General features: G+C 70.9%; 25 protein-coding genes and 1 pseudogene. 15 read left to right on the plus strand and 11 right to left on the minus strand.

Annotation, left to right across the window (positions count from 1 at the left end; genetic code table 11):
- The first annotated feature begins 154 nt into the window (after positions 1–154).
- The 3 genes from Ato02nite_RS43495 to Ato02nite_RS43505 are packed head-to-tail and all read left to right on the plus strand — an operon-like array spanning position 155 to position 3188.
- On the plus strand, positions 155–1267 hold the full coding sequence (locus tag Ato02nite_RS43495; protein ID WP_213012579.1) for an AAA family ATPase: 1113 nt from the start codon (positions 155–157) through the stop codon (positions 1265–1267).
- On the plus strand, positions 1249–2241 hold the full coding sequence (locus Ato02nite_RS43500) for a DUF58 domain-containing protein (RefSeq protein ID WP_213012580.1): 993 nt from the start codon (positions 1249–1251) through the stop codon (positions 2239–2241). The genes Ato02nite_RS43495 and Ato02nite_RS43500 overlap by 19 nt, the downstream gene beginning before the upstream one ends.
- On the plus strand, positions 2238–3188 hold the full coding sequence (locus Ato02nite_RS43505) for a VWA domain-containing protein (protein ID WP_213012581.1): 951 nt from the start codon (positions 2238–2240) through the stop codon (positions 3186–3188). Before Ato02nite_RS43500 ends, Ato02nite_RS43505 begins: the two co-directional genes overlap by 4 nt.
- A gap of 10 nt (positions 3189–3198) precedes the next feature.
- Here the strand turns inward: Ato02nite_RS43505 and Ato02nite_RS43510 are convergent, their stop codons facing one another.
- The 4 genes from Ato02nite_RS43510 to Ato02nite_RS43525 form a co-directional block, all read right to left on the minus strand.
- Complete coding sequence (locus Ato02nite_RS43510; RefSeq protein ID WP_213012582.1) at positions 3199–3375, minus strand: hypothetical protein; 177 nt, start codon at positions 3373–3375, stop codon at positions 3199–3201.
- 186 nt (positions 3376–3561) lie between these two features.
- Positions 3562–4497, minus strand: coding sequence for an alpha/beta hydrolase (locus tag Ato02nite_RS43515; protein ID WP_213012583.1), 936 nt, complete (start codon positions 4495–4497; stop codon positions 3562–3564).
- A gap of 63 nt (positions 4498–4560) precedes the next feature.
- Positions 4561–5205 (minus strand): response regulator, encoded by a 645-nt coding sequence (locus Ato02nite_RS43520; RefSeq protein ID WP_213012584.1) that lies wholly within the window; start codon positions 5203–5205, stop codon positions 4561–4563.
- Complete coding sequence (locus tag Ato02nite_RS43525; protein WP_213012585.1) at positions 5202–6494, minus strand: sensor histidine kinase; 1293 nt, start codon at positions 6492–6494, stop codon at positions 5202–5204. The genes Ato02nite_RS43520 and Ato02nite_RS43525 overlap by 4 nt, the downstream gene beginning before the upstream one ends.
- An 87-nt stretch (positions 6495–6581) precedes the next feature.
- On the opposite strand from Ato02nite_RS43525, the gene fabG reads away from it, so the two are divergent.
- The 7 genes from fabG (at position 6582) to Ato02nite_RS43560 (ending at position 15172) form a co-directional block, all read left to right on the plus strand.
- Entirely contained in the window at positions 6582–7286 is a 705-nt protein-coding gene (fabG, locus tag Ato02nite_RS43530) for a 3-oxoacyl-ACP reductase FabG (RefSeq protein ID WP_213012586.1), read from the plus strand.
- Positions 7287–7315: 29 nt separating this feature from the next.
- Entirely contained in the window at positions 7316–8083 is a 768-nt protein-coding gene (gene fabI / locus Ato02nite_RS43535) for an enoyl-ACP reductase FabI (RefSeq protein WP_213012587.1), read from the plus strand.
- A gap of 20 nt (positions 8084–8103) precedes the next feature.
- Positions 8104–9126 (plus strand): ferrochelatase, encoded by a 1023-nt coding sequence (locus tag Ato02nite_RS43540; RefSeq protein ID WP_213012588.1) that lies wholly within the window; start codon positions 8104–8106, stop codon positions 9124–9126.
- Positions 9123–9902: an HAD-IIA family hydrolase gene (locus Ato02nite_RS43545; protein ID WP_213012589.1), complete on the plus strand. Its 780-nt coding sequence runs from the start codon at positions 9123–9125 to the stop codon at positions 9900–9902. The genes Ato02nite_RS43540 and Ato02nite_RS43545 overlap by 4 nt, the downstream gene beginning before the upstream one ends.
- Positions 9903–9924: 22 nt before the next feature.
- Positions 9925–13806: an NACHT domain-containing protein gene (locus tag Ato02nite_RS43550; protein ID WP_213012590.1), complete on the plus strand. Its 3882-nt coding sequence runs from the start codon at positions 9925–9927 to the stop codon at positions 13804–13806.
- 63 nt (positions 13807–13869) lie between these two features.
- A complete protein-coding gene (locus tag Ato02nite_RS43555; protein WP_246608081.1) occupies positions 13870–14766 on the plus strand; it encodes a L,D-transpeptidase in 897 nt (298 codons plus the stop codon).
- Positions 14767–14776: 10 nt separating this feature from the next.
- Positions 14777–15172, plus strand: coding sequence for an NUDIX hydrolase (locus Ato02nite_RS43560; RefSeq protein WP_246608082.1), 396 nt, complete (start codon positions 14777–14779; stop codon positions 15170–15172).
- Here the strand turns inward: Ato02nite_RS43560 and Ato02nite_RS43565 are convergent.
- Together Ato02nite_RS43565 and Ato02nite_RS43570 are read right to left on the minus strand one after the other, a co-directional pair.
- Positions 15150–16268, minus strand: a complete 1119-nt coding sequence (locus tag Ato02nite_RS43565; RefSeq protein WP_213012591.1) for an FxsB family cyclophane-forming radical SAM/SPASM peptide maturase — start codon at positions 16266–16268, stop codon at positions 15150–15152. The two genes, Ato02nite_RS43560 and Ato02nite_RS43565, sit on opposite strands and share 23 nt — an antisense overlap.
- Before the next feature lie 10 nt (positions 16269–16278).
- Positions 16279–17208, minus strand: a complete 930-nt coding sequence (locus Ato02nite_RS43570; protein ID WP_213012592.1) for an ATP-binding protein — start codon at positions 17206–17208, stop codon at positions 16279–16281.
- Between the two features lie 107 nt (positions 17209–17315).
- Between Ato02nite_RS43570 and Ato02nite_RS43575 the strand changes: the two genes are divergently transcribed.
- On the plus strand, positions 17316–17618 hold the full coding sequence (locus Ato02nite_RS43575) for a DUF1905 domain-containing protein (RefSeq protein WP_213012593.1): 303 nt from the start codon (positions 17316–17318) through the stop codon (positions 17616–17618).
- On the opposite strand, the gene Ato02nite_RS43580 is transcribed toward Ato02nite_RS43575, so the two are convergent.
- Complete coding sequence (locus Ato02nite_RS43580; protein WP_213012594.1) at positions 17608–18096, minus strand: NUDIX domain-containing protein; 489 nt, start codon at positions 18094–18096, stop codon at positions 17608–17610. The genes Ato02nite_RS43575 and Ato02nite_RS43580 overlap by 11 nt on opposite strands.
- Positions 18089–18871: an Rv1486c family protein gene (locus Ato02nite_RS43585; RefSeq protein ID WP_213012595.1), complete on the minus strand. Its 783-nt coding sequence runs from the start codon at positions 18869–18871 to the stop codon at positions 18089–18091. Before Ato02nite_RS43585 ends, Ato02nite_RS43580 begins: the two co-directional genes overlap by 8 nt.
- Before the next feature lie 89 nt (positions 18872–18960).
- On the opposite strand from Ato02nite_RS43585, the gene Ato02nite_RS43590 reads away from it, so the two are divergent.
- Entirely contained in the window at positions 18961–19764 is an 804-nt protein-coding gene (locus tag Ato02nite_RS43590; protein ID WP_213012596.1) for a DUF3097 domain-containing protein, read from the plus strand.
- On the opposite strand, the gene pdxR is transcribed toward Ato02nite_RS43590, so the two are convergent.
- Entirely contained in the window at positions 19720–21129 is a 1410-nt protein-coding gene (gene pdxR / locus Ato02nite_RS43595; RefSeq protein ID WP_213012607.1) for a MocR-like pyridoxine biosynthesis transcription factor PdxR, read from the minus strand. The two genes, Ato02nite_RS43590 and pdxR, sit on opposite strands and share 45 nt — an antisense overlap.
- Before the next feature lie 103 nt (positions 21130–21232).
- Between pdxR and Ato02nite_RS52275 the strand changes: the two are divergent.
- A pseudogene (locus Ato02nite_RS52275) lies at positions 21233–21949 on the plus strand (DMT family transporter); the annotation flags it as partial.
- 63 nt (positions 21950–22012) lie between these two features.
- Here Ato02nite_RS52275 and Ato02nite_RS43605 read toward each other — a convergent pair.
- Entirely contained in the window at positions 22013–23317 is a 1305-nt protein-coding gene (locus Ato02nite_RS43605) for a serine hydrolase domain-containing protein (protein ID WP_213012597.1), read from the minus strand.
- Between the two features lie 108 nt (positions 23318–23425).
- Here Ato02nite_RS43605 and Ato02nite_RS43610 point away from each other — a divergent pair, with 108 nt between their 5' ends.
- Together Ato02nite_RS43610 and Ato02nite_RS43615 are read left to right on the plus strand one after the other, a co-directional pair.
- Complete coding sequence (locus Ato02nite_RS43610) at positions 23426–23875, plus strand: NfeD family protein (RefSeq protein ID WP_213012598.1); 450 nt, start codon at positions 23426–23428, stop codon at positions 23873–23875.
- 9 nt (positions 23876–23884) lie between these two features.
- Positions 23885–25003: an SPFH domain-containing protein gene (locus Ato02nite_RS43615; protein ID WP_213012599.1), complete on the plus strand. Its 1119-nt coding sequence runs from the start codon at positions 23885–23887 to the stop codon at positions 25001–25003.
- A gap of 57 nt (positions 25004–25060) precedes the next feature.
- Here the strand turns inward: Ato02nite_RS43615 and Ato02nite_RS43620 are convergent, their stop codons facing one another.
- The gene (locus Ato02nite_RS43620; RefSeq protein ID WP_213012600.1) at positions 25061–25885 is read right to left on the minus strand and encodes a hypothetical protein; all 825 of its coding nucleotides are present in this window, start codon (positions 25883–25885) and stop codon (positions 25061–25063) included.
- Positions 25886–26194 lie beyond the last annotated feature (309 nt).

Genomic DNA, 26194 nt, shown 5'->3' on the forward strand with positions numbered 1-26194 from the left:
ATCGACACGACTGGGCCATGGCGGGTGACCGGCCACAGCGCGTAATACGCCTACACCGAGCGCACTTTCAGCCAGGTCGTGTAAGTCTTGTTCGTCGGCTTGGCGCCGGCAGGGTTAGATAGCAGCTTCAAGCCGCGACTGCTGTGGAGGACCGGTGGCCCAGCCACTCATGCCCGAGACCGAGACGAGCTCCAATGGCGTGCCCGTGCCCCCGGCACAGGACGCGACCCAACTGGAACGCGCCATGTTCGAGGTCAAGCGGGTGATCGTCGGCCAGGACAGAATGGTCGAGCGCATGTTCGTGGCGCTGCTGGCGCGCGGGCACTGCCTGCTCGAGGGCGTTCCTGGCGTGGCGAAGACCCTGGCCGTCGAGACCCTTGCCAAGGTCGTCGGCGGCACGTTCTCCCGGGTGCAGTTCACCCCCGACCTGGTTCCGGCCGACATCGTCGGCACCCGGATCTACCGGCAGAGCAGTGAGAAATTCGACGTCGAGCTCGGCCCGGTGTTCGTCAACTTCCTGCTCGCCGACGAGATCAACCGCGCCCCGGCCAAGGTGCAGTCGGCGCTGCTCGAGGTGATGGCCGAGCACCAGGTGTCGATCGGCGGGCAGACCCACCGGGTGCCCGACCCGTTCCTGGTGATGGCCACCCAGAACCCGATCGAGCAGGAGGGTGTCTACCCGCTGCCCGAGGCCCAGCGCGACCGCTTCCTGATGAAGATCCTGGTCGGCTACCCGACCGACGCCGAGGAACGCGAGATCGTCTACCGCATGGGGGTCAGCCCGCCCGAGCCCAAGGCGATCTTCACGCCGGAGGACCTCCTCGGCCTGCAGCGCCGCGCCGACCAGGTGTTCGTGCACAACGCGCTGGTCGACTACACGGTCCGGCTGGTCCTGGCCACCCGCGCCCCGGCCCAGCACGGCATGCCCGACGTGGCCTCGCTCATCCAGTACGGCGCGAGCCCTCGCGCGTCGCTCGGCATCGTCCGGGCCACCCGGGCCCTGGCCCTGCTGCGCGGCCGCGACTACGCCCTGCCGCAGGACCTGCAGGACATCGCGCCCGACATCCTGCGCCACCGGCTCGTGCTCAGCTACGACGCCCTGGCCGACGACATCCCGGCCGACCACATCGTGGCCCGGATCATGCAGAGCGTCCCGATGCCGTCGGTGGCGTCCCGGCAGGGCACCTCGCCCAACGGTGGCCCGCCCGCGGCGGCCCCGGTGAGCGCCGGTCCCCAGGCAGGTGGCGGATGGCCGGCTCAGCATTAGGGCCGGGCATCGACGCACCCGCGCTGGAGGGGGCGGCCCGGGCCGAGGCGGTGCTGGGCCGCTTGCAGCTGCTCGTCACCCGCAAGCTGGACGGCCTGCTCCAGGGCGATTACGCCGGTCTGCTCCCCGGCCCGGGCAGCGAGGCCGGCGAGAGCCGGGAATACCTTCCGGGCGACGACGTGCGCCGGATGGACTGGCCGGTGACGGCCCGCACCACCCAGCCGCACGTGCGCCGTACGGTCGCCGACCGCGAGTTGGAGACGTGGCTGGCGGTCGACCTGTCGGCCAGCCTCGACTTCGGCACCGCGCAGTGGCTCAAGCGTGACCTGGTGGTCGCGGCGGCCACCGCGATGGCCCACCTGACCGTCCGGGGCGGCAACCGCATCGGCGCGGTCGTCGGCACCGGCTCCGGTTCGCTCGGCAAGGGCCGGAAGAAGAACACCGAGCCGGCCGCCGCGCCGATGGTGCGGCTCCCGGCCCGGCCCGGCCGCAAGGAGGCGCAGGGCCTGCTGCGGTCGATCGCCCGCACCCAGATCCGGCCCGGCCGCACCGACCTGGGCGAGCTGGTCGACATGCTGAACCGGCCACCACGCCGGCGCGGGGTCGCCGTGGTCATCTCCGACTTCATGGCGCCGGTCGACGGCTGGGCGCGCCCGGTGCGCATGCTCGCCGTGCGGCACGACGTGCTGGCCATCGAGGTGGTCGACCCGCGCGAGCTGGAGCTGCCCGACGTGGGCGTGCTCGCCCTCGCCGACCCGGAGACCGGCGAGATGCACGAGGTGCAGACCTCCGACGCCAAACTGCGACGCCGTTACGCCGAGGCGGCGGCCGAGCAGCGCGGTGCCATCGCCCGTGCCCTGCGCGCGGCCGGCGCCGCCCACCTGCGCTTGCGCACCGACACCGACTGGCTGCTGGACATGGTCCGTTTCGTGGCCGCCCAGCGACACGCACGCACCCGGGGGACCACCCGATGATCCGTTTCCTGGAACCGTGGTGGCTGCTGGTGCTGCTGCCCGTTCTCGCCCTGGCCGGCGCGTACGTGTGGCGGCAGTTCCGGCGCCGCACCTACGCCATGCGCTTCACCAACGTCGACCTGCTGCGCACCCTCGCCCCGAAGGGCCTGGGCTGGCGGCGGCACGTGTCGGCGACGGCGTTCCTGCTGAGCCTGTTCATCCTCGGTTCCGCCCTGGCGCGGCCGTCGATCGACAAGCAGGAACCGCTCGAGCGGGCCACCGTCATGCTGGCGATCGACGTGTCGCTGTCGATGGAGGCCGACGACGTGGCGCCGAACCGGATCGAGGCGGCGCAGGAGGCGGCCAAGGCGTTCGTGAACGAGCTGCCGGCGACCTACAACCTGGGTCTCGTGTCGTTCGCGAAGGCGGCGAACGTGCTGGTCTCGCCGACCAAGGACCGGTCCGCGGTGATCTCGGGCATCGACGGGCTGGCGCTGGCCGAGGCGACCGCGACCGGTGAGGCCGTGTTCACCTCGCTCGACGCGATCCGCACCGTGCCGGCCGACGGTGCGGACGGAGCCCCGCCGGCCCGGATCGTGCTGCTGTCCGACGGTTACCGCACGTCGGGCCGCTCGATCGAGGACGCGGCCACGGCGGCGTCGCAGGCCAACGTGCCGGTGTCGACGATCGCCTTCGGCACCGACACCGGTGTCGTCGACATCCGCGGCAACCTGCAGCGGGTGCCGGTCGACCGGCAGTCGCTGCAGCAGCTGGCCGACCAGACCAAGGGCTACTTCTACGAGGCCGCCTCGGTGAGCGAGCTCAAGAAGGTGTACGAGGACATGGGCAGCTCGATCGGCCACAAGGTCGAGGCACGCGAGGTGACCCAGTGGTACGCGGGTGCGGCGTTGCTCTTCGGGCTGGTGGCGGCCGCGATGAGTCTGGTGTGGACCTCGCGGCTGCCGTAAGGCCGAGGGCCTAGGGGTTGTTGTGCACGAGCATGAACAGCACGACGACCCAGGCGGCGGCGAGGGTGAAGCTGAGGGGTGCGATGAAGTTCTTCATGGCAGACGTCTCCCGCTCGGTGACTGGCGATGGAAGCGCGCAGGTCACGTCGCGGCCGGCACCCACGCATCCCAGCGTCGCGGCGCACACGACAGGGACGGTCGCACCGCTCTTGACAGCGGTGTGAACCGGGAATGCGGGGCGGGATCGATGTCAGCAGACGGGCTGACGACCGGCCCGGCCACGACTAGGAGGATCGCTATCTCGCACAGCGATCACCTCCTGTGAAGTCGTCGGGCATCGGGGCCGTCGGAGACAATACCCCTTAAGCGCAACTTAAGAAACGTGACCCGGCTCCTCGTGGCGAGGACCACCCGACAGGACTACGTCGGTGACCGCGCGCAGGGTGGCACTGCCCTCGACGAGGTAGTAGTCGTGGCCGTCGACACCGTCCGTGGGCAGGGACGATGCACCGAAGCCGGCCGACGAGGGGCGCTTGCCGAGTCCGAGCCCGAAGAGTCGGATCTGCGGAATCCGGCGGATCCAGTCATGTGGGGCGAGCGCCGACCAGACGTGCGCCCCGCCGAGATCGGCGGCCCGGCCGGCGCCCATGCCGGGGGAGCCGAGCGCGATCAGATCGCTCACCTCGGGCAGGTCCGGCGCGGCCAGCCCGACTACGAGCGCGCCGTAGCTGTGCCCGATGAGCGTGACGGTCGCCGTGGGGCGCTGCCGCCGGAGATTTCGGACGAAAGCCGTGAGGGCGGAAGCGCCGGTGCGGGCCCGGCCGTACGTGGCGGCGGCCACGCCGATGCCCTCGGGCGGGTCGTAGCCGAGCCAGCTGATCACCGCGACGTCCCGATCACGCTTGCTGAGCTGCTGGTAGAGGGTGCGGCCCTGGACGCCGGGTGCGCGCCGGGCCACGCCGCCGAGGCCGCGGTCGAAGTCGGCCAGGGTGGTGTCGACGCCGGGCACCAGGATCGCGATCCGCGACGCGGTGGCCAGGTCGCCGAACACCTCGGCGGTCTTTCCGTCGCCCGCCGGGTCGAAGAACAGAAAGTGTCGGCCCGCCGCGGCCCAGGTCGCGTAGGGGCAGCCGGTGGCCAGCATCTGAGTGGCCGCCTCGCGGTAGGCCTCGGCGAAGGTGGCCCGGGTGGTCGCCGGCGCCTGCGAACGCGGGGCGGGCCGGACAGCCGGGGCGGCGGCGGTGGCCGGGGTGACCGCCAGCGGGAGCAGGAGAAGGGCCAGGGCGAGGGCGCTCGGGAGGATTCGCATAGGCCGCAGATTCCGGCCGGGAAACCCCCGCGGTCGTCACCCCGCGGTCCACATTCGAGCGTGCTACCCAGGTACTACGAGGCCGGTCTCGTAGGCGAAGACCACCGCCTGGGCGCGGTCGCGCAGGTGGAGTTTGGCCAGGATCCGTCCGATGTGAGACTTCACCGTCTGCTCGGCCACCACCAGGTCGTCGGCGATCTCGGAATTGGACCGGCCGCGCGCGATCAGCCGCAGCACGTCGGTCTCCCGCGGAGTGAGTGCGTTCAGGGCGGTCGGCCGGGGCCGGTTCTGCTGCGGTCGGGTCGCGAACTCGGCGATCAGCCGCCGGGTCACCGACGGCGCGAGCAGGGCCTCGCCCGCCGCCACCACCCGCACCGCGTTGATCAGATCGGCGGCCGGGGCGTCCTTGAGCAGGAACCCGCTGGCCCCGGCGCGCAGCGCCTCATAGACGTAGTCGTCCAGGTCGAACGTGGTCAGGATGAGCACCTTGGGCCCGTCGCCGATCCGCCGGGTCGCCTCGAGCCCGTCCATCACCGGCATCCGGATGTCCATCAGCACGACGTCGGGCGCGAGGTCGCGGGCCTGGCTGACGGCCGCCGCGCCGTCGGCCGCGTCGCCGACGACGACGATGTCCGGCTGGGCGCCGAGCAGGGCACCGAACCCCTGCCGGACCATCGCCTGGTCGTCCGCGATCAGCACCTTGATCATGCGTGCTCCTGGGCGAGGGGGGAGAGGGGAAGGGCGGCGTGCACCACGAACTCGGAGCCGACCGGCTCGGCGGTCAGCGTCCCGTCGAGCAGCGTCGCACGCTCGCGCATCCCCAGGATGCCGTGGCCACCGCCGGCGGGCGGCAGAGCGGCGAGCGGCAGGTCGGCGGACGACCGGCGGTCGCCCGGGCGGCGGAGGGAGTTGCGGACGGTCAACTCCAGCCGGTCGGGAAGGCCGCGGATCTCGACCGTCGCCGGCTCGCCGGGCGCGTGCCGCGCGGCGTTGGCCAGCGCTTCCTGCACGATCCGGTAAGCAGCCAGCCCGACCGCTCCGCCGATCCCAACCGACATTTCCGAAATGTCAGCCGGGGAGGAGGGCGTAGGTGCGGAGGTCCGCAGGGCCACCTCCACGCCGGCGGCGCGGGCCGTGGTCACCAACTTCGCGATGTCGGCCAGGGTGGGCTGGGGTTCCTTCGATGGCTCGGCCTGCTCGGCGCGCAGCACGCCCAGCAGGCGGCGCATGTCGGTCAGCGCCTCGCGGGCGGCCACCGCGATGCCCACCAGTTCCTGTTTGGCGTCGTCCGGCAGGTCGGGCAGGCGGTAGGGGGCGGTCTCGGCGCGGACCGCGATCATCGACATGTGGTGGGCGACCACGTCGTGCATCTCCCGGGCGATCCGGGTGCGCTCCTCCAGCACCGCCCGCTTCGCCCGCTCCAGCTCGGTGAGCTCCTCCTTCTCGGCGAGCAGCTGCGTGGTGCGGCGCCGCCGGTAGAGGATGTCGCCCAGCGCGGCGATCGCCACCAGCAGGACGGCGGCACCCCAGGCGTTGGCGTCCTTCGCGAACAGGAACACCGGGACCAGGCTCAGGGCGGTCGCCCAGGCGGTCAGCGCGGAACTCTGGGTGACCGCGAGGCGGCCCAGGACGAGCAGGAAGCCGAGGATCTGCACGACGTTCCACGGCCAGGATTCCTTCGGATCGGCGTTGATCACGCCGAGGAACATCATCGGGTACGCGAGCCGCCAGGCCCAGATCGGCAGGCGCACGGTGACCACCACCGGGAGCACCGAGCCGACCGCCATGATGCCGATCACCACGCCGGGCAGTTCCCGGTTGTCCTCCAGGTACTCCGCGGCGGCGAAACCCAGGCCGATCAGCGCCAGAAGTCCGAGCGGAAGCGCGTACGCCCAAAAACGACGCCGGGGCGTCGGTCGCGGCACCTCCTGAAGCCAGACCAGCCGGCGCAGCGGCCCCGTGGCATTGCGTCGGCCCACCGGGCCGATAGTCTCCATCCCGGCAGGTTACGGCGCTGTTGCGGCGCCGTCGTGACCCTGTGGTGCCAACCGGCACCCCCTACCTGGGTATGAGGAGCGTTCGTCGTGGCTCGCACGGTATTGGTGACTGGCGGCAACCGGGGCATCGGCCTCGCCATCGCACAGGCATTCGCGAAGCAGGGCGACCGGGTCGCCGTGACGCACCGGGGCAGCGGCGCTCCCGAGGGGCTGTTCGGCGTGCAGTGCGACATCACCGACTCGGCCGCGGTCGACGCCGCGTTCGCCGAGGTGGAGAAGGAGCTCGGCCCGGTCGAGGTGCTCGTGGCCAACGCCGGCATCACCGACGACACGCTGCTGCTGCGGATGAGCGACGACCAGTTCGAGCGGGTGGTCAACACCAACCTGGCCGGTGCGTTCCGGGTCGCCAAGCGGGCCAGCTCCAAGATGCTCCGCGCCAAGTGGGGCCGGATGATCTTCATCTCGTCGGTGGTCGGCCTGTACGGCGGCCCCGGTCAGGTGAACTACGCGGCGAGCAAGGCCGGACTGGTCGGCATGGCCCGCAGCATTACCCGTGAGCTGGGCAGCCGCAACATCACCGCGAACGTGGTGGCGCCCGGGTTCATCGAGACCGACATGACGGCCGCTTTGCCCGAGGCGCGCCAGGCCGAGATCATCAAGGCCGTTCCGGCGGGCCGCCTGGCCAGTACGGACGAGGTCGCGGCCGCGGTCACCTTCCTGGCGTCGGACAACGCCGCCTACATCAACGGCGCCGTGATCCCGGTCGACGGCGGCCTCGGTATGGGTCACTGACCTTTCTTCAAAAACAGGAGCGAATTTCCGTGTCTGGATTGCTGGCCGGCAAGCGGCTGCTCGTCACCGGTGTGATCACCGACGCCTCGATCGCCTTCTCGGTGGCCAAGATCGCCCAGGAGCAGGGCGCGACCGTCGTGCTGACCGGCTTCGGCCGGATGTCCCTGGTCGAGCGGATCGCGAAGCGCCTGCCCTCGCCGCCGCCGGTCATCGAGCTCGACGTGACCGACCCGGAGCACCTCGCCGCGCTGCCCGACAAGGTGCGCGAGCACGTCGACGGCCTGGACGGGGTGGTCCACTCGATCGCGTTCGGCCCGCAGAGCGTGCTGGGCGGCGAGTTCCTCAACGCCCAGTGGGACGATGTCGCCAAGGCGCTGCAGGTCTCGACGTACTCGTACCAGTCGCTGGCGGTCGCCTGCCTGCCGCTGCTCACCCCCGGCTCGGGGATCGTCGGCCTGACCTTCGACGCCACCAAGGCGTGGCCGGTCTACGACTGGATGGGTGTCGCCAAGGCCGGCCTCGAGTCCGCCTCCCGCTACCTCGCGATGCACCTCGGCAAGCAGGGCATCCGCAGCAACCTGGTGTCGGCCGGCCCGCTGCGCACGATGGCGGCCAAGTCGATCCCGGGCTTCGAGCAGTTCGAGGACGCCTGGGCCAACCGGGCCCCGCTCGGTTGGGACCTGCACGACACGTCGGCGGCCGGCAAGGCCGTGTGCGCGCTGCTGTCCGACTGGTTCCCGGCCACCACGGGTGAGGTTGTGCACGTCGATGGGGGTTACCACGCGCTCGGTGCCTGACCGGGGTGGAAGATGGACGCGTGGTTTATGACGCGTTCGTCCTGCTGTCCTTCGGCGGTCCCGAGAAGCCTGACGATGTGATGCCGTTCCTGCGCAACGTGGTGCGCGGGCGCGGTGTCCCCGAGGAGCGGCTCGCCGCCGTCGCCGAGCACTACATGCACTTCGGCGGCGTGTCGCCCATCAACCAGCAGTGCCGCGACCTGCTGACCGCGGTGAAGGCTGATTTTTCGGAGAACGGCATCGACCTGCCGGCCTATTGGGGCAACCGGAACTGGGACCCGATGCTGGAGGACACCGTCGCCCAGATGCGCGACGACGGGGTCACCCACGCGCTCGGCTTCGCCACCAGCGCCTACGGCGGCTATTCGTCCTGCCACCAGTACTGGGAGGACATCGACCGGGCGCGGGCGAAGGTCGGCCCCGGCGCCCCGCAGATCTCCAAGCTGCGGCAGTTCTGGGATCACCCCGGATTCGTCGAGCCGCACGTCGACGCCGTCCGTCAGGCGTGGGAGAAGCTGGACCGCCGGGCCGGCACCCGCCTGGTCTTCACCGCCCACAGCATCCCCGTGTCGATGGCGCAGACCGCCGGCCCGACCGGCGGCCGGTACACCGCCCAACTGGAGGAGACCGCCCGGCTCGTCGCCGCCGCGGCCGCCCCGGACCTGGCCTACGACCTGGTCTGGCAGAGCCGCTCCGGGCCGCCGCAGGTGCCGTGGCTGGAGCCGGACATCAACGACCACCTGGCCGCGCTCGCCGAGAAGGGCGTCACCGACGTGGTGGTCAGCCCGATCGGGTTCGTCTCCGACCACCTGGAAGTGCTCTGGGACCTCGACAACGAGGCCCTGGAGACGGCGAAGAAGCTCGGCCTCGGCTACGCCCGCGCCGCGACGCCCAACGTCGACCCGCGCTTCGTCACGATGGTCCGGCACCTGGTCGAGGAGCGGACCGCGGGCCGTGCCCGGGAACGACTCGGTACGCTCCCGGTCTGGGACGACTGCCCCGGCGGCTGTTGCCCCGCCCCCTTGAGACGAGGAAGCAAATGACCGAGCGCAAGGCCATCGAGAGCTGGCTCACCGACATGGACGGGGTCCTTGTCCACGAGGGCGAGCCGGTCCCCGGCGCGCCCGAGTTCGTCAACCGGATGAAGACCTCCGGCAAGCCTTTCCTCATCCTCACCAACAACTCGATCTACACGCCGCGCGACCTGCAGGCCCGCCTCAACCGGATGGGCTTCGACGTCCCCGAGCAGTCGATCTGGACGGCCGCCCTGGCCACCGCGCAGTTCCTGTCCGACCAGCGACCGGGCGGCACGGCCTACGTGATCGGCGAGGCCGGCCTCACCACCGCCATGCACGCCGCCGGTTACATCCTGACCGAGTTCGCCCCCGACTACGTGGTCCTCGGCGAGACCAGGACCTACAGCTTCGAGGCCATCACCAAGGCCATCCGCCTGATCGACGGCGGCGCCCGCTTCATCTGCACCAACCCCGACGCGACCGGCCCGTCCAACGAGGGCGCCCTGCCGGCGGCCGGCTCGGTCGCCGCGATGATCTCCAAGGCGACCGGCGTCGACCCCTACTTCGTCGGAAAACCCAACCCGATGATGATGCGGTCCGCGCTCAACACCATCGACGCGCATTCGGAGAGTACGGCGATGATCGGCGACCGGATGGACACCGACGTGCTGTGCGGCCTCGAGGCAGGCCTGGAGACCATCCTGGTCCTGACCGGCATCAGTTCCCGGGCCGACGCCGAGCGCTTCCCGTTCCGCCCGTCCCGGATCGTCAACTCTGTCGCAGATCTGATCGCGGAGATCTGACCGAACCTGCATCATCCCCTCGGTGAAGCGTCCGAAGGGTCTCGAGGCAGATTTCGCAGCGGTACGAGCGCTGGTCGACGACACACCCAAACTCGTCGACCTGGTCGACCGGGTGTTCTCGGCCGCCCTGATCCTGTCCCCGGTGGTGCTGGGCCCGGCGGCGGTGCCGCTGCTGGCCCTGTTCGACATGAAATCCGACCTGATCCGGCACGCCGGTGACCTGGTCCGCAAGATCACCGGCCGCCGGGACGACTTCCTCGATCGGGGGAGGTCGCTCGCGGCGGCCCATTTCTTCATCACCTACACCGCGTTCTTCACCGCCATGGAGTCCGAACTCGGCGAGTTCCTGAGCTCGGTGCGGCTCACCGACGAGCAGCGGGCCGACGTCATCCAGCGCGGCCGCGCCCTCGGCACCGAGCTGATCAGCGGAGCCCAGCCGGCCCTGAACTACGCCAGCCTGCCGCCGGTGTCACTGCCCCACCCGTCCGCGTCGTTCCAGGACGAGGCCGACCAGCGGCAGAAGATGTACCAGGGGATGGCCGACGCCCTGCTGGGCCTCCTCGTGAAGCTCGGCGTGCAGGTGCCGGAGCACGCGCTCGACGGGCTCGCCGACGCCGCGGTGCGCTACTACTTCGCCCAGTACCTCGACCTGATCCTCGACTTCGGCGACTTCTTCCGCTGGGCCATGCTCTACGAGGCGAGCAAGACCCAGGAGATGGTGGGGCAGGTTGCCGCGGAGGCCGCGCTCGCCCATGCCGCCCTCGCCGACTTGGACCTGGGATTGACCGCCCTGCGGGTGGCGGTCGACCGGCTGGCCCCGGCCCCCGGGAACACCGACGCCGAGGCGGTCGCGGCCGACCTGGCCACGGTGTATCGCGACGCCGTAGACGAGAAGGTCATCCGGGACTCGTACGCGCAGGACGACGGCCGGCCGACGCTGACCTACCCGTCGAAGATCGAGGCCTTCGTGCCGCAGGCCTACAAGGTGATCCGGTACGCCGGGCGCGAGGTCAACCTGGAGAACGAGGACGTGTGGGCGGCCCAGCCGTCCCGCGACGACCTCGGCGGCTATCTGGTCAGCCACTTCGCGTCGCCGTACAGCGCCGAGTCGGTGCTGCTCGTCCTCGGCCACCCGGGATCGGGCAAGTCGCTGCTGACCGAGTTGATCGCGGCCCGGTTGGCGGCGCCGGTCTTCAACACCGTCCGCCTGGAACTGCGGGACATCGACCCGGACGCCGACATCCAGGGCCAGATCGAGGAACAGATCCGGATCGACACCGGCAACGACGTGAACTGGGTGGAGTACGCAAAGGCGCTGGCCGGCAACCCGCCGCTGATCATCCTCGACGGCTACGACGAGCTCCTGCAGGCTACCGGCAAGGTGTTCGCCGCCTACCTCGACAAGGTTCACCGCTTCCAGGCCCGGGAAGCGCTGCTCAAGCGGCCGGTCCGGATCATGGTGACCAGCCGGGTCACCCTGATCGACAAGGCGACGATCCCGCCCGGCACTACGGTGCTCCGACTGCTTGAGTTCGACCAGCCCCGCCGCTGGCGGTGGGTCCAGGTGTGGAACCGGACCAACGCCGGCTACTTCGAGCAGTCCGGAATTCGGCGCTTCGCGATCCCGCCGGAGGAGCGGTTGCTGGAACTGGCTCAGCAACCGCTATTGCTCCTGATGCTGGCGATCTATGACGCCGAGGCCAACGAGCTGCGCCGGTCGGAGCTGGACCAGACCCTGCTCTACGACAGCCTTCTTCGGCGTTTCATCCGGCGGGAGCGCGCGAAGGGCGAGGCGGGCAAGGTCTTCGAGGCGCTTCCGGTCGCCCGGCAGGAGGCGATGCTCGATCAGGATCTCGGGCGCCTCGGTGTCGCGGCGATCGGCATGTTCAACCGGCTGAGCTTGCACATTCTGCAGGCCCAGCTCGACCAGGACATCGAATACTTCAAGATGCGGCGAGAGATCGACGTCTCCAACGGCGAGGCGCTGAGCCAGGCCGACCTGCTGCTCGGCAGCTTCTTCTTCATCCATGAGTCGCGCAGCCGGACGAGTCGGCCCGGCGGTGCGGCCGCCTTCGAGTTCCTGCACAACACGTTCGGCGAGTTCCTCACCGCCGACTTCATCGTGCGTCAACTGCTGGAGCAGGCCGGGATCGTGTCGGCGTTGCGCACGCACGAGGTATTGCGTTCGAAGCTCGACGAGAGTCTCGCCGCACCGCACGACTACTGGTTCGCAAGCCTGTCCTTCACCGCCCTGCACACCCGCCCGATCGTGCCCAGCATGATCCGGCAGTGGTTGCCGCATCGCGCCGAGGCCCTCGGCCTCGACCGCGATGAGGTGGTGTCGGCCCTGCAACTGGTGATCACACGGCAGCTGCGGGACGTGCTGAGCCAGGCGCCGCCGGCCTGGTTCATGACCGGGTTGGCGGCCACCCACTTCTCCCGGTTCTCCTACCTCGGTCATCTGGCGAACTACACACTCAACCTGGTCCTGCTGGGCGCAATGATCTCCCCGGACGGATTCGAGTTCGAGATCGGGCCGGAGGTCCGGGGGGAGTACTCCGACTCGCCCTGGCTGCGGCTGGTCCACCTGTGGCGCTCCTGGTTCGTGCCGGAAGCCCTGGTCGGGGTGGCAGCGATGATCCAGTGCAAGGTGGCCGGCGCGAAGGTCACAGTGGATGCGCTCGACGACGTCAGTTTCACCACCAACCGTTCGCGCGTCGAGATGTTGGCGATGCAGAGCAGAGCTCTCGGCGACGACTTCACGCATGTGCTGGCAACGCTGGTGCTCGCCGAGGATCAAGGACTGCCGGCCGAAGCCTTGGCCGAGCTGAAACCGGCCGCTGAGCGGGCCCGACTCGGCTTGCAGGATCTCATCGCCGGGCGGTTGGCCAAGCTGGATTCGTTCGAGGCGTTCGAGATCGATACCTGGCTCGAGCAGGTGGTGCGGACCCGTAGCCGCCATCTCGACCCGCCGCTCCCTCAGCGCGTGCTGGCTGCCTATGAGCTCGCCAACGCGGAGGAACGCTCGGAGGCGGCCGCCGACATTTCCCTCGGCATAGGGCCGGATTCGCGCGACTGGTTTGGCACTCTTTCTCGTTACGAGGCCTCGCAGATTGTGCGTCTGAAGGCCGCGCTCGAGCCACGCTGGCTCGACGACATGTTCCGAGGTGTCTCCGTGGAGCCCGATATCTACGGGGCATCGGTAGCGAATTGGCTGGCCCCCCTTTTCTCCGCGGCGCGGCGGGCAAGTGTTTCCCGTCCCGATCTAGCTGACCTCAAGGGCCTGCTCTCGGAGAAGGCGATAGGTCGGTCGGCCGTTGCTGGTCTCGTTGAGCTGCGGTTGTTCATTCGCTCGCGAGCTATGGGCGCGGAGGCGGAGAACTGGATGGACGGTGTTCTGATCGACGCCGTTCGATCCTGGGGCGACCTCCGGCATGTCCCCGAGGCCAGCATCGTCTCCTTCATCCATCTCGTCGGAGGCAAGCAAACCCAGAACCCTTTGCGGCGGCATCTGAGCCGACTGGTCGAGCGAGCGGCGCGGAGGGCTGAAGACCTTCATTTCGGACTTTTCCTGGCGACGTTTACGCTGCTGCCACGCGCGGAGGTGGAAGTGGTGTTGGGCAACCCGGCGCTGAGCCTGCGGCGCCATACCGATTTTCGGCCTTCGTGCGTTCTTGCGCTTATGCGGTCGGCACGTTTGCGCGACGACCCGGATCTTGTTGGCAATTTTCTCGATAATTCGCCGAAGAAACTGGACCGGCTCTTCCGCAGCGCGGGCCTCGGCGATCCGGATGTTGCCCGCTCGGAGCTGTCCGCCGAGCAGTTGGACGACCTGAGGTGGTTCGTGGGTCAGCGGTTCGGGGCAGACGCCGTCCGGACGTTCCCGGGCCTGTCGGCTGGCTGACCCGATCCGGTGAATTTGTCGGAAATCATGACATAATCCGCGTCGGTTGCCTAGGTTGGTCAGATGCGTCGCGGCCCCAGCCGAGCTCGCACCCACCGGAATGTCTCCGTGCCGGCGCTGGTGCTGGCCTTCTGTGCCCTCGGCGGCGCCGCCGCGGTGACCGAGCCCGGCCCGGTCGACCCGGTCGCCGAGCCGCCGACGACGGCCACGGCGCCGACGACGAGCCCGGCGCCGAAGGCCGGCCCGAGCCCGAGCCCGACCGTCGACCGGGTCCTGCCGGCCACCAAGCCGCCCGAAGACCTCCCGGTGATCAGCTACGTGCACGTGCCGAAGGGCTTCCCCGCCGATCCCAGCCCGGCCTCCCTGGCCCACCTGCCCGAAGGGCTGCATCCGAAGCACAAGCTGGCCGTCTACGACGCCCCCGGCGGCAAGCCGCGCGCCTACCTGCCGTCCACGATTCGGGGGGTGACGGTCATCGTCCCGGTGGTGGCCAAGAAGCCGGGCTGGTCGGCCGTCCTGCTGCCGTCGGTCAACCGGCGCATCGGCTGGCTGCCCGATCATGGCTGGCGCGCCGAGACGCTGCGTGACCAGGTGGTCGTGCGGCTGGGGGAGCGCACGCTGACCTGGTGGCGGGACGGCGTACAGCAGAAGACCTGGACCGTGGCGATCGGCTCCGAACGCACGCCGACGCCGCTCGGCCGCACCTTCGTGCTCGGCCGCACCGGCACCCACGGCGAGGTCTACGCCGGGCTCGACGCGCTCGTGCTGGGTGCGGTCCCGGACGATCGGGGGGCGGTGGCGCCGGGGCTGAAGGACGCGCACACCGGCATCCACGCCTGGTACCGGAAGTCGGTGTTCGGGCGCAACGTCTCCAACGGCTGCGTGCGGATGCCGAAGGACGCGCAGGAGACGCTGCTGGCGAACCTGGCTGCGGGCACTCCGATCACCGTGGTCGCCTAGGCTTACCGCCGTGGTGTTGGCGACGGCTTGGGTGTGCGTACGGGATCGGCGGGTTCTGGTGGTGCGGCCGCACTACACCGATGCGTTCTACCTGCCGGGTGGCAAACCCGAGGCGGGCGAGACGTACGCCGAGGCGGCCGCCCGTGAGGTGCGCGAGGAGGTCGGGCTGAAGCTCGATCCGGCCGACCTGACGCTGTTCACCGAGATCGTGGCGGAGGCGCACAACCGGCCGCCCGGCACCCGGGTGCGGCTGATCTGCTTCACCGGCGGTGAGAACCACGAAACGCCGGTGGCGGCCGCCGAGATCGGCGAGCTCGCGTGGTTCACCTCGGACGACATGGACCGCTGCGCGCCCGCCATCCGGGTGCTGCTGGGCGAGCTGATCACGGCCGATCTGATCGACTGAGGTCGGCGCGGACCGCCGCGGCGACGTGCGTGATCAGCCGGAACAGGTCGGTGCAGTAGACCGACGGGTTGCGGAAGCCGCGCACCGGATCGAAGCGGTGCACGTAGTTCCCGCCGCCGCAGACGTCGCGCACAGCGCAGGAGAGGCACGCCGGGGCCAGTGCCGCGGCTCCGATCTGCCGGGCCGTCACGCCGGGCTCGCGGAGGGCGGCATCCAGCGAGCCGGCCGCCAGCAGCGGAGCCCCGGGATAGGCCGTCTTCAGCGCGTCCACCTGCTCCAGCGTGCCGTCCGTCTCGAAGACCGCCACCCGCACCGGCGCCAGCCCCACCGTCTCCGAGGCGACCCGCCCACCGAGGATCAGCGTGAGAATGTCGTCGAACAGCCGCACCCGGGTCTCCCGCGCGGGCGCCGCGTACCACCGGTCGAAGATCGTGATCAGCCAGTCCGCGTAGGAGCCGGCGCGAGGCGGCGGCGTCTCCCAGTTGGCGTGCGGCAGCAGGAAATCGACGGCGGGCGGCCGGAACGACAACAGATCGGCATAGACGGCGAGCGGGTCGTTGGCGGTGTCGATCGTGCACAACAGACCGGCAAAGGCATCACCCAGAAGAGCAATCCCATCCCGTACGGCCGGGAAGCTGGATCCGCCGCCCACCCGTACCCGATGTCTGTCGTTCGCGGCCGGACCACCGTCGAGGCTGACCGCTACCCGGATGCCCTGATCCCGGCAGATCGCGGCGAAGCCCGCGGTGACCAGCGTCCCGTTGGTCTGCATGCGCAGCCGGACGTCGCCGATGATCTCCCGGGCCGTGGCCGCGAAGCGGGCGATGGCCGCCTCCCCGGCCAGCAGCGGCTCACCGCCGTGAAAGACCAGGTCGACCGGCCCGTCCGCGTGCTCGGCGATCCGGGTGCACACGTCCGCGAAGACGGCGGGGGTCATCACCCGCGGCTGCGACCGCCACGACTGGTCGGCCGATTCGTAGACGTAGCAGTAGTCGCAGGCCAGGTTGCAGCGGCTGGCCACCTTGACCACGAACTCCCGGAACGTGGCGGGCCGCCAGCCGGCGGGCGGTTCGAGGCCCTCGTGCGGCCATGGCATGCGGGGCAGCTTAGTGGTACCGGGCGGCCAGTTCGGCGGCGTAGGTGTGCAGGAGGTCGTGGCACAGGTAGCGGCCGGGAACGAACTCGATGAGCAGGCCGGCCCGGGCCAGCTCGGCGAGTATCACCGCGGCCTGGCCGACGGTGAGGCCGGCCAGCCCGGCCACCGTGGTTGCGGTGAGGTCGTGTGCCGGGTGGCGGCCGAGCAGGCGGAAGATGCCGGCCGCGGGCGGGGTGAGCGCCCGGTGGGTCCACGCGAACACGCCGCGCGCGCCGGCGTGCGGGTCGCCGCCGCGGCCCGGTGGCTCCGGTTCGCCGGTGCGGGCGGCGACCAGGCTCAGGGCCAGTGGCAGGCCGCCGCACTGTTCGATGACCGGGCGGTAACCGCCCAGGAACTGGGCGGCCTCGGCGATGGTCAGCGGCGGCACCGGAATCGGCCGGGCCGCCTCCCGCACGATCAGGCCGGTCAGCTGGTTGCGGCTGGTCACCACGGTCACACAGTTGCGGGCGGCGGGCAGCAGCGGGCGCACCTGGGTGGCCACGGTGGCGTTGTCCAGCACGACGACGGCCCGCCGGTCGGCCATCTCGGTGCGGTAGAGGGCGGCCCGCTCGTCCAGGCCGGCCGGGATGCGGCGGGCCGGTACGCCCAGGGCGGCCAGAAAGCTCCGGAGGGCGTCGGCCGGCTCGACCGGCTGGGCCACGTGGTCGAAGCCGCGCAGGTTGACGAACAGCTGCCCGTCGGGGAATTCGCCGGCCGCCCGGCGGGCCCAGTGCACGGCGAGTGACGTCTTCCCGATGCCGGCCGGGCCGGTGAGCATGGCGACCTCGCCGCCGTCGAGCGCGCACAGCCGCGCCAGCAGCGCGGTGCGCCCGGTGAAGCGTCGAGCGCCGGTCGGGAGCTGGGCGGGCGCAGCGGGTTTGAGCAGCAAGGACTCGGTCATCAGCGCCTCCGGCCGGGGCAGCCGTGGCCGCCGGACACATCGACTGAGAACAATTCCATACAGGGCCGGTCGACCACAATGCGCGATGGGCTGATTACGCTGCCGCCATGCGACTCGAATTCGACGCCGAACTGTGGATCTGGGAAGCCCGGCCGGACGACGCCTGGACGTTCGTGAGCCTGCCGGTGGACGCCTCCGACGAGATCCGCGATCTGACCGGCGGGCAGCGCCGCGGTTTCGGGGCGGTGCGGGTGGAGGTGCGGATCGGCACCTCGATCTGGCGCACCTCGATCTTCCCGGACGCCAAGCGGGGCGCCTACGTGCTGCCGGTCAAGAAGGCGGTGCGCAAGGCGCAGAAGCTCGGCGCCGGCGACACCGCGCGGGTGGCGGTCGAGGTGCTTATCGGGTGAAGTACCGGTTGGCTACCGCGGTGTGCAGGCTGAAGCCCAGCTCGGTCGGGCCGTAGAGGATCTCCCAGCCGAGGGTTTCGTCGTTCGGGGCGGGCGGCGGGATCGAGCCGGCGTCCGGCAACGGCGGCAGCAGCCCGAAGACGAGCAGGGTGCCGTCGGGGGCGCTGAGCGTGTCGAACAGGCGTACGGAATCGGCCTCTGCCCGCAGACCGACCTCCTCGAACAGCTCGCGCACCGCGGCGGCCTGCCAGGCCTCGCCGTAGTCGACGAAGCCGCCCGGCAGGGCGAGCCGGTCGCGGGCCGGCGGGATGCCGCGCCGCACCACCAGCAGCCCGGACCCGACCGGCTGCACGGCCACCGCGACCGGCGTCGGGTTGCGGTAGCTGGTCTCTCCGCAGGCTCCGCAGCGCCGGGGCCACGCCTGGCCGGGGGTGAACCGGGCACCGCAGAACGTGCAGTGCGCGAAGCGGTCAGGCATGCAGCGGCGAGTTGCAGGCGGCGACGAGTGCCTGGCGGCAGGCCGACATCAGCGGCCGCAGGGCCGCGTCGCGCTGCTGGGCCTCGTAGCCGTTGATGGCGCCGCCCGGAGCGTTGGTCTCGGCCAGGGCGAGCACCTGGTCGAGCACGCTGGCCCGGGCGAACAACCGCCGGGCCCGCGGGTCGAAACCGGGTGGCAGCGTCGCCGTGCTCTCCGGGCGCCGCAACGCCTGCAGCGCGCCGGCCAGCTCGGGTTTCCACTGGGCCACGTCGAGCTTGGTCAGCTGCGCGGTGGCCTCACCGAGCGCGTAGGTCAGCTCGGCCTCGGCCTCGGCCGCACCGAGCTGGAACACCGGCCGGTGCTCGCCGACCGGAAAGAACCGCCACAGCACGGTCTCGAACTCGACCCCGGACCCGGACGTGTGCTGCCGCACCTGCGGCACGACGCCGAAGCTCGGGGTCACGATGGCCTCGCCGGCCAGCATCGCCGCGCCGGTCAGCTCGCCCGGGCCGGGCAGGCCGCGCGGGTCGCCGGGGGCGGGCAGCACCAGCCGGATCTCGTCGGGGTGGAGCTTGGCGAACAGCGGCAGCCCCTGCGGCAGCGGGACATCGGTCCACGTGCCGGGGGCATCCGCGACGAGGTGTTCCTCATCGCCGGCGATCTCGTCGGCCAGCTCGTCGAACGGCACCAGACCGGCGCGCCAGGCGCGCACCCAGGCCACGAGCCGGGTGGAGCGCCGCGCGGTGCGGGTGGCCGCATCAGCTGCGGGGGACATGCGAGCAAGGGTACGTGCCCATCGGGAAGCTTGTCTCGGTCGGAGCGTCAGAAACGCCGTGTCCCAACGCACGGGTTACCGTGCCTTGCATGTATGGGGAGGACGTGCTCAAGGCGCAGTGGCGCCGCAAAAGGGTGGTGCCCGAGGTGGACGCCGAACCCGATCTGGTGGTCGAGGACGCCGACTCCGGCTTCTGCGGCGCCGTGGTCGGTTTCGAGCTGGGCGCGGTCGTGCTGGAGGACCGGTTCGGTAAGCGGCGCAACTTCCCGCTGACGCCGGCCGCGTTCCTGCTGGACGGCAAGGCGGTCACGCTGCGCCGACCGGTGGCGCCGCAGCAGGCGCAGCGGCGCATCACGGCCTCCGGGTCGGTCGCCGTCGCGGGCGTCAAGGCGCAGGTGGCGAAGGCCAGCCGGATCTGGGTCGAGGGCATCCACGATGCCGCCCTCGTCGAACGCATCTGGGGCGACGACCTGCGCATCGAGGGCATCGTGGTGGAACCGCTGAACGGCATCGACGACCTCCAGACCGAGGTGCAGGCGTTCCGGCCGGGCCGGGACCGCCGCTTGGGCGTGCTCGTCGATCACCTGGTGCCCGGCTCCAAGGAGAGCCGCATCGTGGCCGCCGTCACCGACCCGGACGTGCTGGTCACCGGCCATCCGTACATCGACATCTGGCAGGCGGTGAAGCCCGAGCGGATCGGCTTCAAGAAGTGGCCGATCATCCCGCCCGGCCGCCCGTGGAAGGAGGGCGTCTGCGAGGCGTTCGGCGTCCGCGAACCGGCCGACATGTGGCGGCGCATCCTGCGCGAGGTGAGCAGCTACAAGGACGTGGAGACGCCACTGATCAACTCAATGGAGCGGCTGATCGACTTCGTCACGGAGAGCCCCGCCTAGCCGCTTCGCGGCTTCGGCCAGCCGGTCCGGGGAATGCGCGGCATAGCCGATGATCAGGCCGGGCGGGCCGGGTCGCAGGCGGTGCCAGGACAGCGGATGCACGAGTACGCCGTGGGCGGCGGCCTGCTTCGCGAGATCGGTGTCGGACGCCTCCGACGGCAGCATGGTGAGCAGGTGCAGCCCGGCTGCCACCCCCGTCACCCGGGCCTCGGGCAGATGCTGCCCGAGGGCGGCCAGTAGGGCGTCGCGGCGGCGCCGTTGCCGCTGCCGGACCAGCCGCAGGTGCTTCTCGTAGTCGCCGGCGGCCAGCAGCCGGGCCAGCACCAGCTGCGGGATGGCCGGGTTACCGAGGTCGGAGTCGTGCTTGGCCTCGAGCAGGGCCGCCTGCATCCGGCGGGGCGCGATCAGCCAGCCGAGCCGCATGCCGGGGGCGAGCGACTTGGAGACGCTCCCGGCGTAGGCGACCTGGTCGGGGGCCGAGCCCTGCAGGGCCGCGACCGGGGCACGGTCGTAGCGGTGCTCGGCGTCGTAGTCGTCCTCGATGACCAGCCCGCCCCAGGCCAGCAGGGCTCGCCGCCGGGCGGGGCTGAGCACCACGCCGGTCGGGAACTGGTGTGCCGGGGTCAGCACGGCCACCTCCTGGGTGATCCGGTCGACCAGGAGGCCCTCGTCGTCCACGGGCACGGCTTCCGCCCGTACGCCCCAATGGGTCATCTGGTCCCGGGCCCCGCGCGATCCCGGGTCCTCGACCGCCGCGGCGGTCACGCCGCGGGCGGCCAGCGTCTGCGCCAGTAGCGCCAGTGCCTGCGCCACCCCGCTCACCACGATGATGTCGTCCGCCTCGGCGCGGACGCCGCGGGTGCGGCGCAACCAGCCCGCCAGTTCGGCGCGCAGCCGCGGGGTGCCGCCCGGATCGCCGTAACCCAGGTCGGCCGCGGTGATCTCGTCGAGGACGGCCCGCTCGGCCCGCAGCCACTGCGCCCGCGGGAACGCCGACAGGTCGGGCACGCCGGGCGACAGGTCGATGTCGATGTTCTCGGCCGGCGGCAGCGGCAGGCGCAGGTCGTCGAGGGCGCGGCGGCGGTCCGACGGCGGCTCGGCGCCCCGGCCATGACCGAGCACCGTGGTGCCCGCGCCGGTGCGACCGGTGGCCAGCCCTTCGTCGATGAGCCGCTGGTAGGCCTCGACGACGACACCGCGGGAGATCCGCAACTCGGCGGCCAGCACCCGGGTGGCCGGGAGGCGGGCGCCGGGAGCGAGGCGGCCGCCGTCGATGGCGTCTCGCAGCCCGGCCGTGAGCCAGGCGGTCAGGCCCTTGACCGGGGCCTGGTCGGCGCGTAACTGGAGGAAGTCGGAGCCGGAAATTGGTCCTCCTTTTGCCTACCTGCATTGGCCCTTCTACTGGACCATACCCGGTTTCAGGATGAATCCTGTGAACCGCTTACCGACCCTGGCCGGCGCTGCCGGCATGACCTTCGTGGGCGGCAGCGTGGCCGTCTCCGGTGCCCTCGCCGACGCGCCCGTGCTGACCGTCCAAGCCCTCCGTTACGCCGTCGCCTGCCTGCTGCTGCTCGGTTTCGCCCGGCTGACCGGGCGCCGGGTGGTGCGCCCGCGCGGCGCCGAATGGCTGTGGCTCGCCGGGGTTGTCCTAACCGGAATGTTCGGCTTCAACCTTGCTCTCGTTCTCGGCGCGCGGCACGCCGAACCGGCTGTGCTCGGGGTGGCAGTTGCCTGTGTGCCGGTGCTGCTGGCGGTGGCCGGCCCGGTCCGCGAAGGACGGGTGGTGCTGGCGGCGCTGGTCGTGACCGGGGGAGCGGCCCTGGTGCAAGGCTTCGGCCGAGCCGACGGGGTCGGTCTGTTGTGGGCGCTGGTGACCTTCGCCTGCGAGGCCGGGTTCACACTCCTGGCCGTTCCGGTGCTCGGCCGGCATGGGCCGCTGGGCGTCTCGGTGCACGCGACCTGGATGGCCGCTGCGCTTTTCGGATTTGTCGGATTCATACATGATCGCCCGGTAGTTATATCTGCTGATGATCTTCTGGCCGGCGCCTACCTGGCGGTCGGGGTCACGGCCGTCGCGTTCGTCCTCTGGTACACGTGCGTCTCCCGGATCGGGTCGGCCCGGGCCGGACTGCTCACCGGGATCGCCCCGATCGCGGCGGCGGCCACCGGGGTCGCGCTCGGCGGCCCGATGCCGTCGCCGCTCGTCTGGATCGGGGTGAGCGTCGTCGCCGGTGGCCTGGCGCTCGGCCTACGCCAGGTGAGCCGGGTCGCGGCTGAAGACGAACGTGGCGATGTCGATCTTCGGGACGCTGCCGTCGATCTCGCGCAGGACGGTCAGCACCTCGCCCTCGTTGTCCCCGTCCACGCCACGCCACCGGTCCGGCGCCTCCCGGACGAAACGTGAGCGGTGGTGCGGGCCGGTCATCTCCAACGCCTCGCCGTCGGCGCGTACCTCGTACTCCCGGCCCATCCACCACCAGCGGCCGACCAGCGCGACCGTCTCGCCGGTCGGCGGGGCCGGCGGCACCCAGGCGGCCGGCGTCGCCGGCTCGCCCTCCACCGCCGCGGTCAGCGCTTCGAGGGTCACGTCGCGGATGTGCGTTCCGGTCAGGCCGTACGAGTTCGCGAACGCGATCACGCCCAGCCGGCTCCGCCGGTGCACCGCCAGGTGGGCCACGTAGCCGGGCATCGAGCCACCGTGCCCCACGAACACCCGCTCGCCCACCCGGAACAGCTGCAGGCCGAGGCCGTAGCCGCCGGTCCAGGACTCCAGGTCGCTGATCACCACCGGGGCGCACATCTCGTCCACCGTCTCCCGGGGCAGCACCTGCGGCGCCGGGTCGGTGAGGAACGCGGCCCACTTGGCCATGTCGGTCACCGTCGACCACAGCTGACCGGCCGGCGCCATCGCACCCGAGTCGAGCCGCGGTTCCTCGTGCAGGCTGCCGTCCAGCTGGTGCACCACGTAACCGCGGGCGAACGGTTCCATCGGCGCGTAGGTCGTCCGCTTCATCCCGAGCGGGTCGAGCACCCGCTTCGACACCAGCGACGACCAGGACTCGCCGGTCACCCGCTCCAGCACCGCCCCGAGCAGCCCGTACGCGAGGTTCGAGTAGCGATAGCGGCGGAACGGCGGGCCGGACAGCTTGTCGTACCCCAGGTCGGCCAGCAGCTTGTCGGCGTCCCCGCCGGTGCTGCGCTCCCACCACGGGCCGTCCGGCTCCCGCTGCAGGCCGGACACGTGCCCGAGCAGCTGGCGCAGCGTCACCCCGCCGATCGGGGTGCCCGGCAGATGCCGGTAGAGCAGGTCGTCCAGGGCGAAGAACCCCTCGTCCCGCATCTGCATGACCATCGTCGCGGTCAGCGTCTTGGTGATCGAACCGAGCCGGTACTGCGTCTTCGCGTCCGGCACCGGATGTTCACCGACGCCCGCGAAGTGCAGGACCGCCCGGTCCCGGACGACGGCGAGCGCGAACGACGGGGTACGCCCGGCGGACTGCGCCCGGCAGGCGATCTCGTCGACCCGGCGGGCCGTTTCCGGCAACAGCGACACGTTTGGACCCTCTCGACAAATGACTGTTCTGGTTAACTGCGAACCGCCGATATGGCTACGCCTGCATGCGGCATCGCCGATAGTGCGCGGGCGTGACACGATCGAGGGGTGGAAGCGGTTCTCTGGATCGTGCTCGGCATCGCATTGGCGATCGCCGAGGCTTTCACGGCCACGTTCCTGATCATCTTCTTTTCGGTGGGCGCTCTGGCTGCGGCCGGCGCGGCCGCGCTCGGCGCCCCGCTCCTGCTCCAAGTGATCGTCTTCGCGATCGTCTCCGGCCTCTCCGTGGGCGCACTCCGCCCGATCATCCTGCGGCACGCTCGCCCGGCCCTCGAGACCGGCGAGACCCCGATCGGCCTCGAGGCGATCGAGAACAGCCACGGGCTGGTCCTCGAGGAGGTCGACGGCAACCACGGCTGCATCAAGATCGACGGCGAGATCTGGCAGGCCCGCTCCTTCGACGGCAACGAGAAATACCTCCCGGGTGAACGCGTCCGGGTCATCAGAGTCAAGGGCGCCACGGCCATCGTGTGGCGCGATGATTTGCCCAACATATAGAGAGGCGCCATGGAAGCAGTGATCGGCGTACTAGTAATCGTGATCGTGGTGTTCGCCATCGTCACGCTGCTCCGGTCCGTCCGCATCGTCCCCCAGCAGCGGATGGACGTCGTGGAGCGCCTGGGCAAGTACAAGCGGACACTTTCCCCGGGTCTGAACATCCTGGTCCCGTTCGTGGACGCGGTGCGCAGCAAGGTCGACATGCGTGAGCAGGTCGTCTCGTTCCCGCCGCAGCCCGTGATCACCTCCGACAACCTGGTCGTGTCGATCGACACGGTGCTCTACTTCAAGGTCGTCGACCCGGTGCGGGCCACCTACGAGATCAGCAACTTCCTCCAGGCGATCGAGCAGCTGACCGTCACGACGTTGCGTAACGTGATCGGCTCCCTCGACCTCGAGCGGGCCCTGACCAGCCGCGAAGAGATCAACCGCCACCTCTCCACGGTTCTCGACGAGACCACCGGCCGCTGGGGCATCAAGGTCACCCGCGTCGAGATCAAGGCGATCGAACCGCCGCCGAGCATCCGCGACTCCATGGAGAAGCAGATGCGCGCCGAGCGGGAACGCCGCGCGACGATCCTCAACGCCGAGGGCCACAAGCAGGCCCAGATCCTCACGGCCGAGGGTGAGAAGCAGGCCGCGGTGCTGCGCGCCGACGGTGACCGGCAGGCCCGCATCCTGCAGGCCGAGGGCCAGGCGAAGGCGATTCGCACGGTCTTCGACGCGATCCACACGGCCAACCCGTCGCAGAAGGTGCTGGCCTACCAATACCTCCAGGCCCTGCCGCAGATCGCGAACGGCACCGCCAACAAGGTGTGGATCGTGCCGACCGAGCTGACCCGGGCCCTCGAGGGCATGGGCGGCGCGCTGGGCGGCCTGGCCAACATGGTCGGCGACGTGCCGAAGTCGAACGTCGACGCGGCCTCGGTCGAGCGTGAGGCGGCTGCCGCGGCCGAGGCTGCTGCGGCCGAGGCGGCCCAGGTGAATGCGCAGGTCCGGGAGGCGGAGGCCCAGGTCAGCGGCGACCCCGACCGTACGGCGGCCCTGCCCGCGCCCGATCCGATTCCCCCGTCGGCCGCGCTCGGCGGAGCCGACTACAACGGCGTGCAGAACCGCGAACACGCCTGATTCCCGGTAGACGGAAAGGGCCGGCCCGTTGTGGGCCGGCCCTTTCCGCATGACTACCTACTTCTTCGCCGTGCTGGGTTCCTCGCTGGGCTCGGCGGACGCGCCCGCCTCCTCGCCGGCACCCTGGTCGCCGGCTTCCTCGCCGGCACCCTGGTCGGCCGCGCCGATGCCGGCCGCCGTCTTGGCGTCGGCCAGGGCCAGGCAGGACTGCAGCAGCGTCTTCTGGGCCGAGGTCACGGCCGCGGCGGCCGCCGCGGCCTGATCCGCCGCACCCTGCTCGTCGGCTGCGCCCTGGTCGGCCGCGCCTTCCTCCGCCGCGCCTTCCTCGGCTGCCTGCTCGGCCTTCTGCTTCTTCGCCGACTTCAGGGCCTTCGCGTACTTGGCGGCCAGCTTCTTGTTGGCGGCCTTCTGCTGGGCGGCGCTCTCCTCGGCGGCTGCGCCCTCCTCGCCCTTCTGGCCGGCGGCACCTTCCTCGCCGGCAGCGCCCGCATCGCCGGCAGCACCCGCGTCGCCGGCGGCACCCGCGTCGTCCGCTGCGCCCTCGGCGGCGGCGATGTCGGCCGCGAACGTGTCGCAGGCCGTCTCGAGCGCCACGGCGGAGGCCTGCGCGGCCTCGCCGGCGTTCTGCTCCTCCTGCGGAGCGAGCTTCTCGCCGTCACAGATCACGTCGGCGCCGTTGATCTCCAGCGCGGCGCACTTCGACACGTCGAACTTCTGCCCGTCCACCGAGATGACGCCGGCGGCCTTCGTGCTGGTGGTGCTCGCGTTGGCGAGCTGAACGCCGGCAACCCCGGCCGCGGCCAGAACGCCCGCGACGACGACGGCGCCGAGTGCCTTCCGCCGGTTGGGACCCTGGTTCCTCCGGTACGCACGCGGTCTCATCATCACTCCTCGATGGTGGGTGTCGATGTGCTCGGTCGGCCCGCAATACGGACCCCGACCCGCGACCGGTTCAACGCCGAATGTCGAAACGCCGCCCGATCGACGGCGTTTCCCCAGTTCAGAGCATTGAAATAAATTTCGAAATCAGTCGACCCAGCTATCGGTGAATGCTCGCAGTCGATCAACTCGGCGGACTCGCCGATGTTCGCGGGTGTCACCGACCGTGGTGTTGCGCCCGTCGCCGGCTGCCTCGTCGCCGGCTGCCTCGTCGCCGGCTGCCTCGTCGCCGGCCCCCGTCGCTTGGCCCCC

The sequence above is a fragment of the Paractinoplanes toevensis genome, assembly GCF_018332695.1.
GTDB lineage: Bacteria > Actinomycetota > Actinomycetes > Mycobacteriales > Micromonosporaceae > Actinoplanes > Actinoplanes toevensis.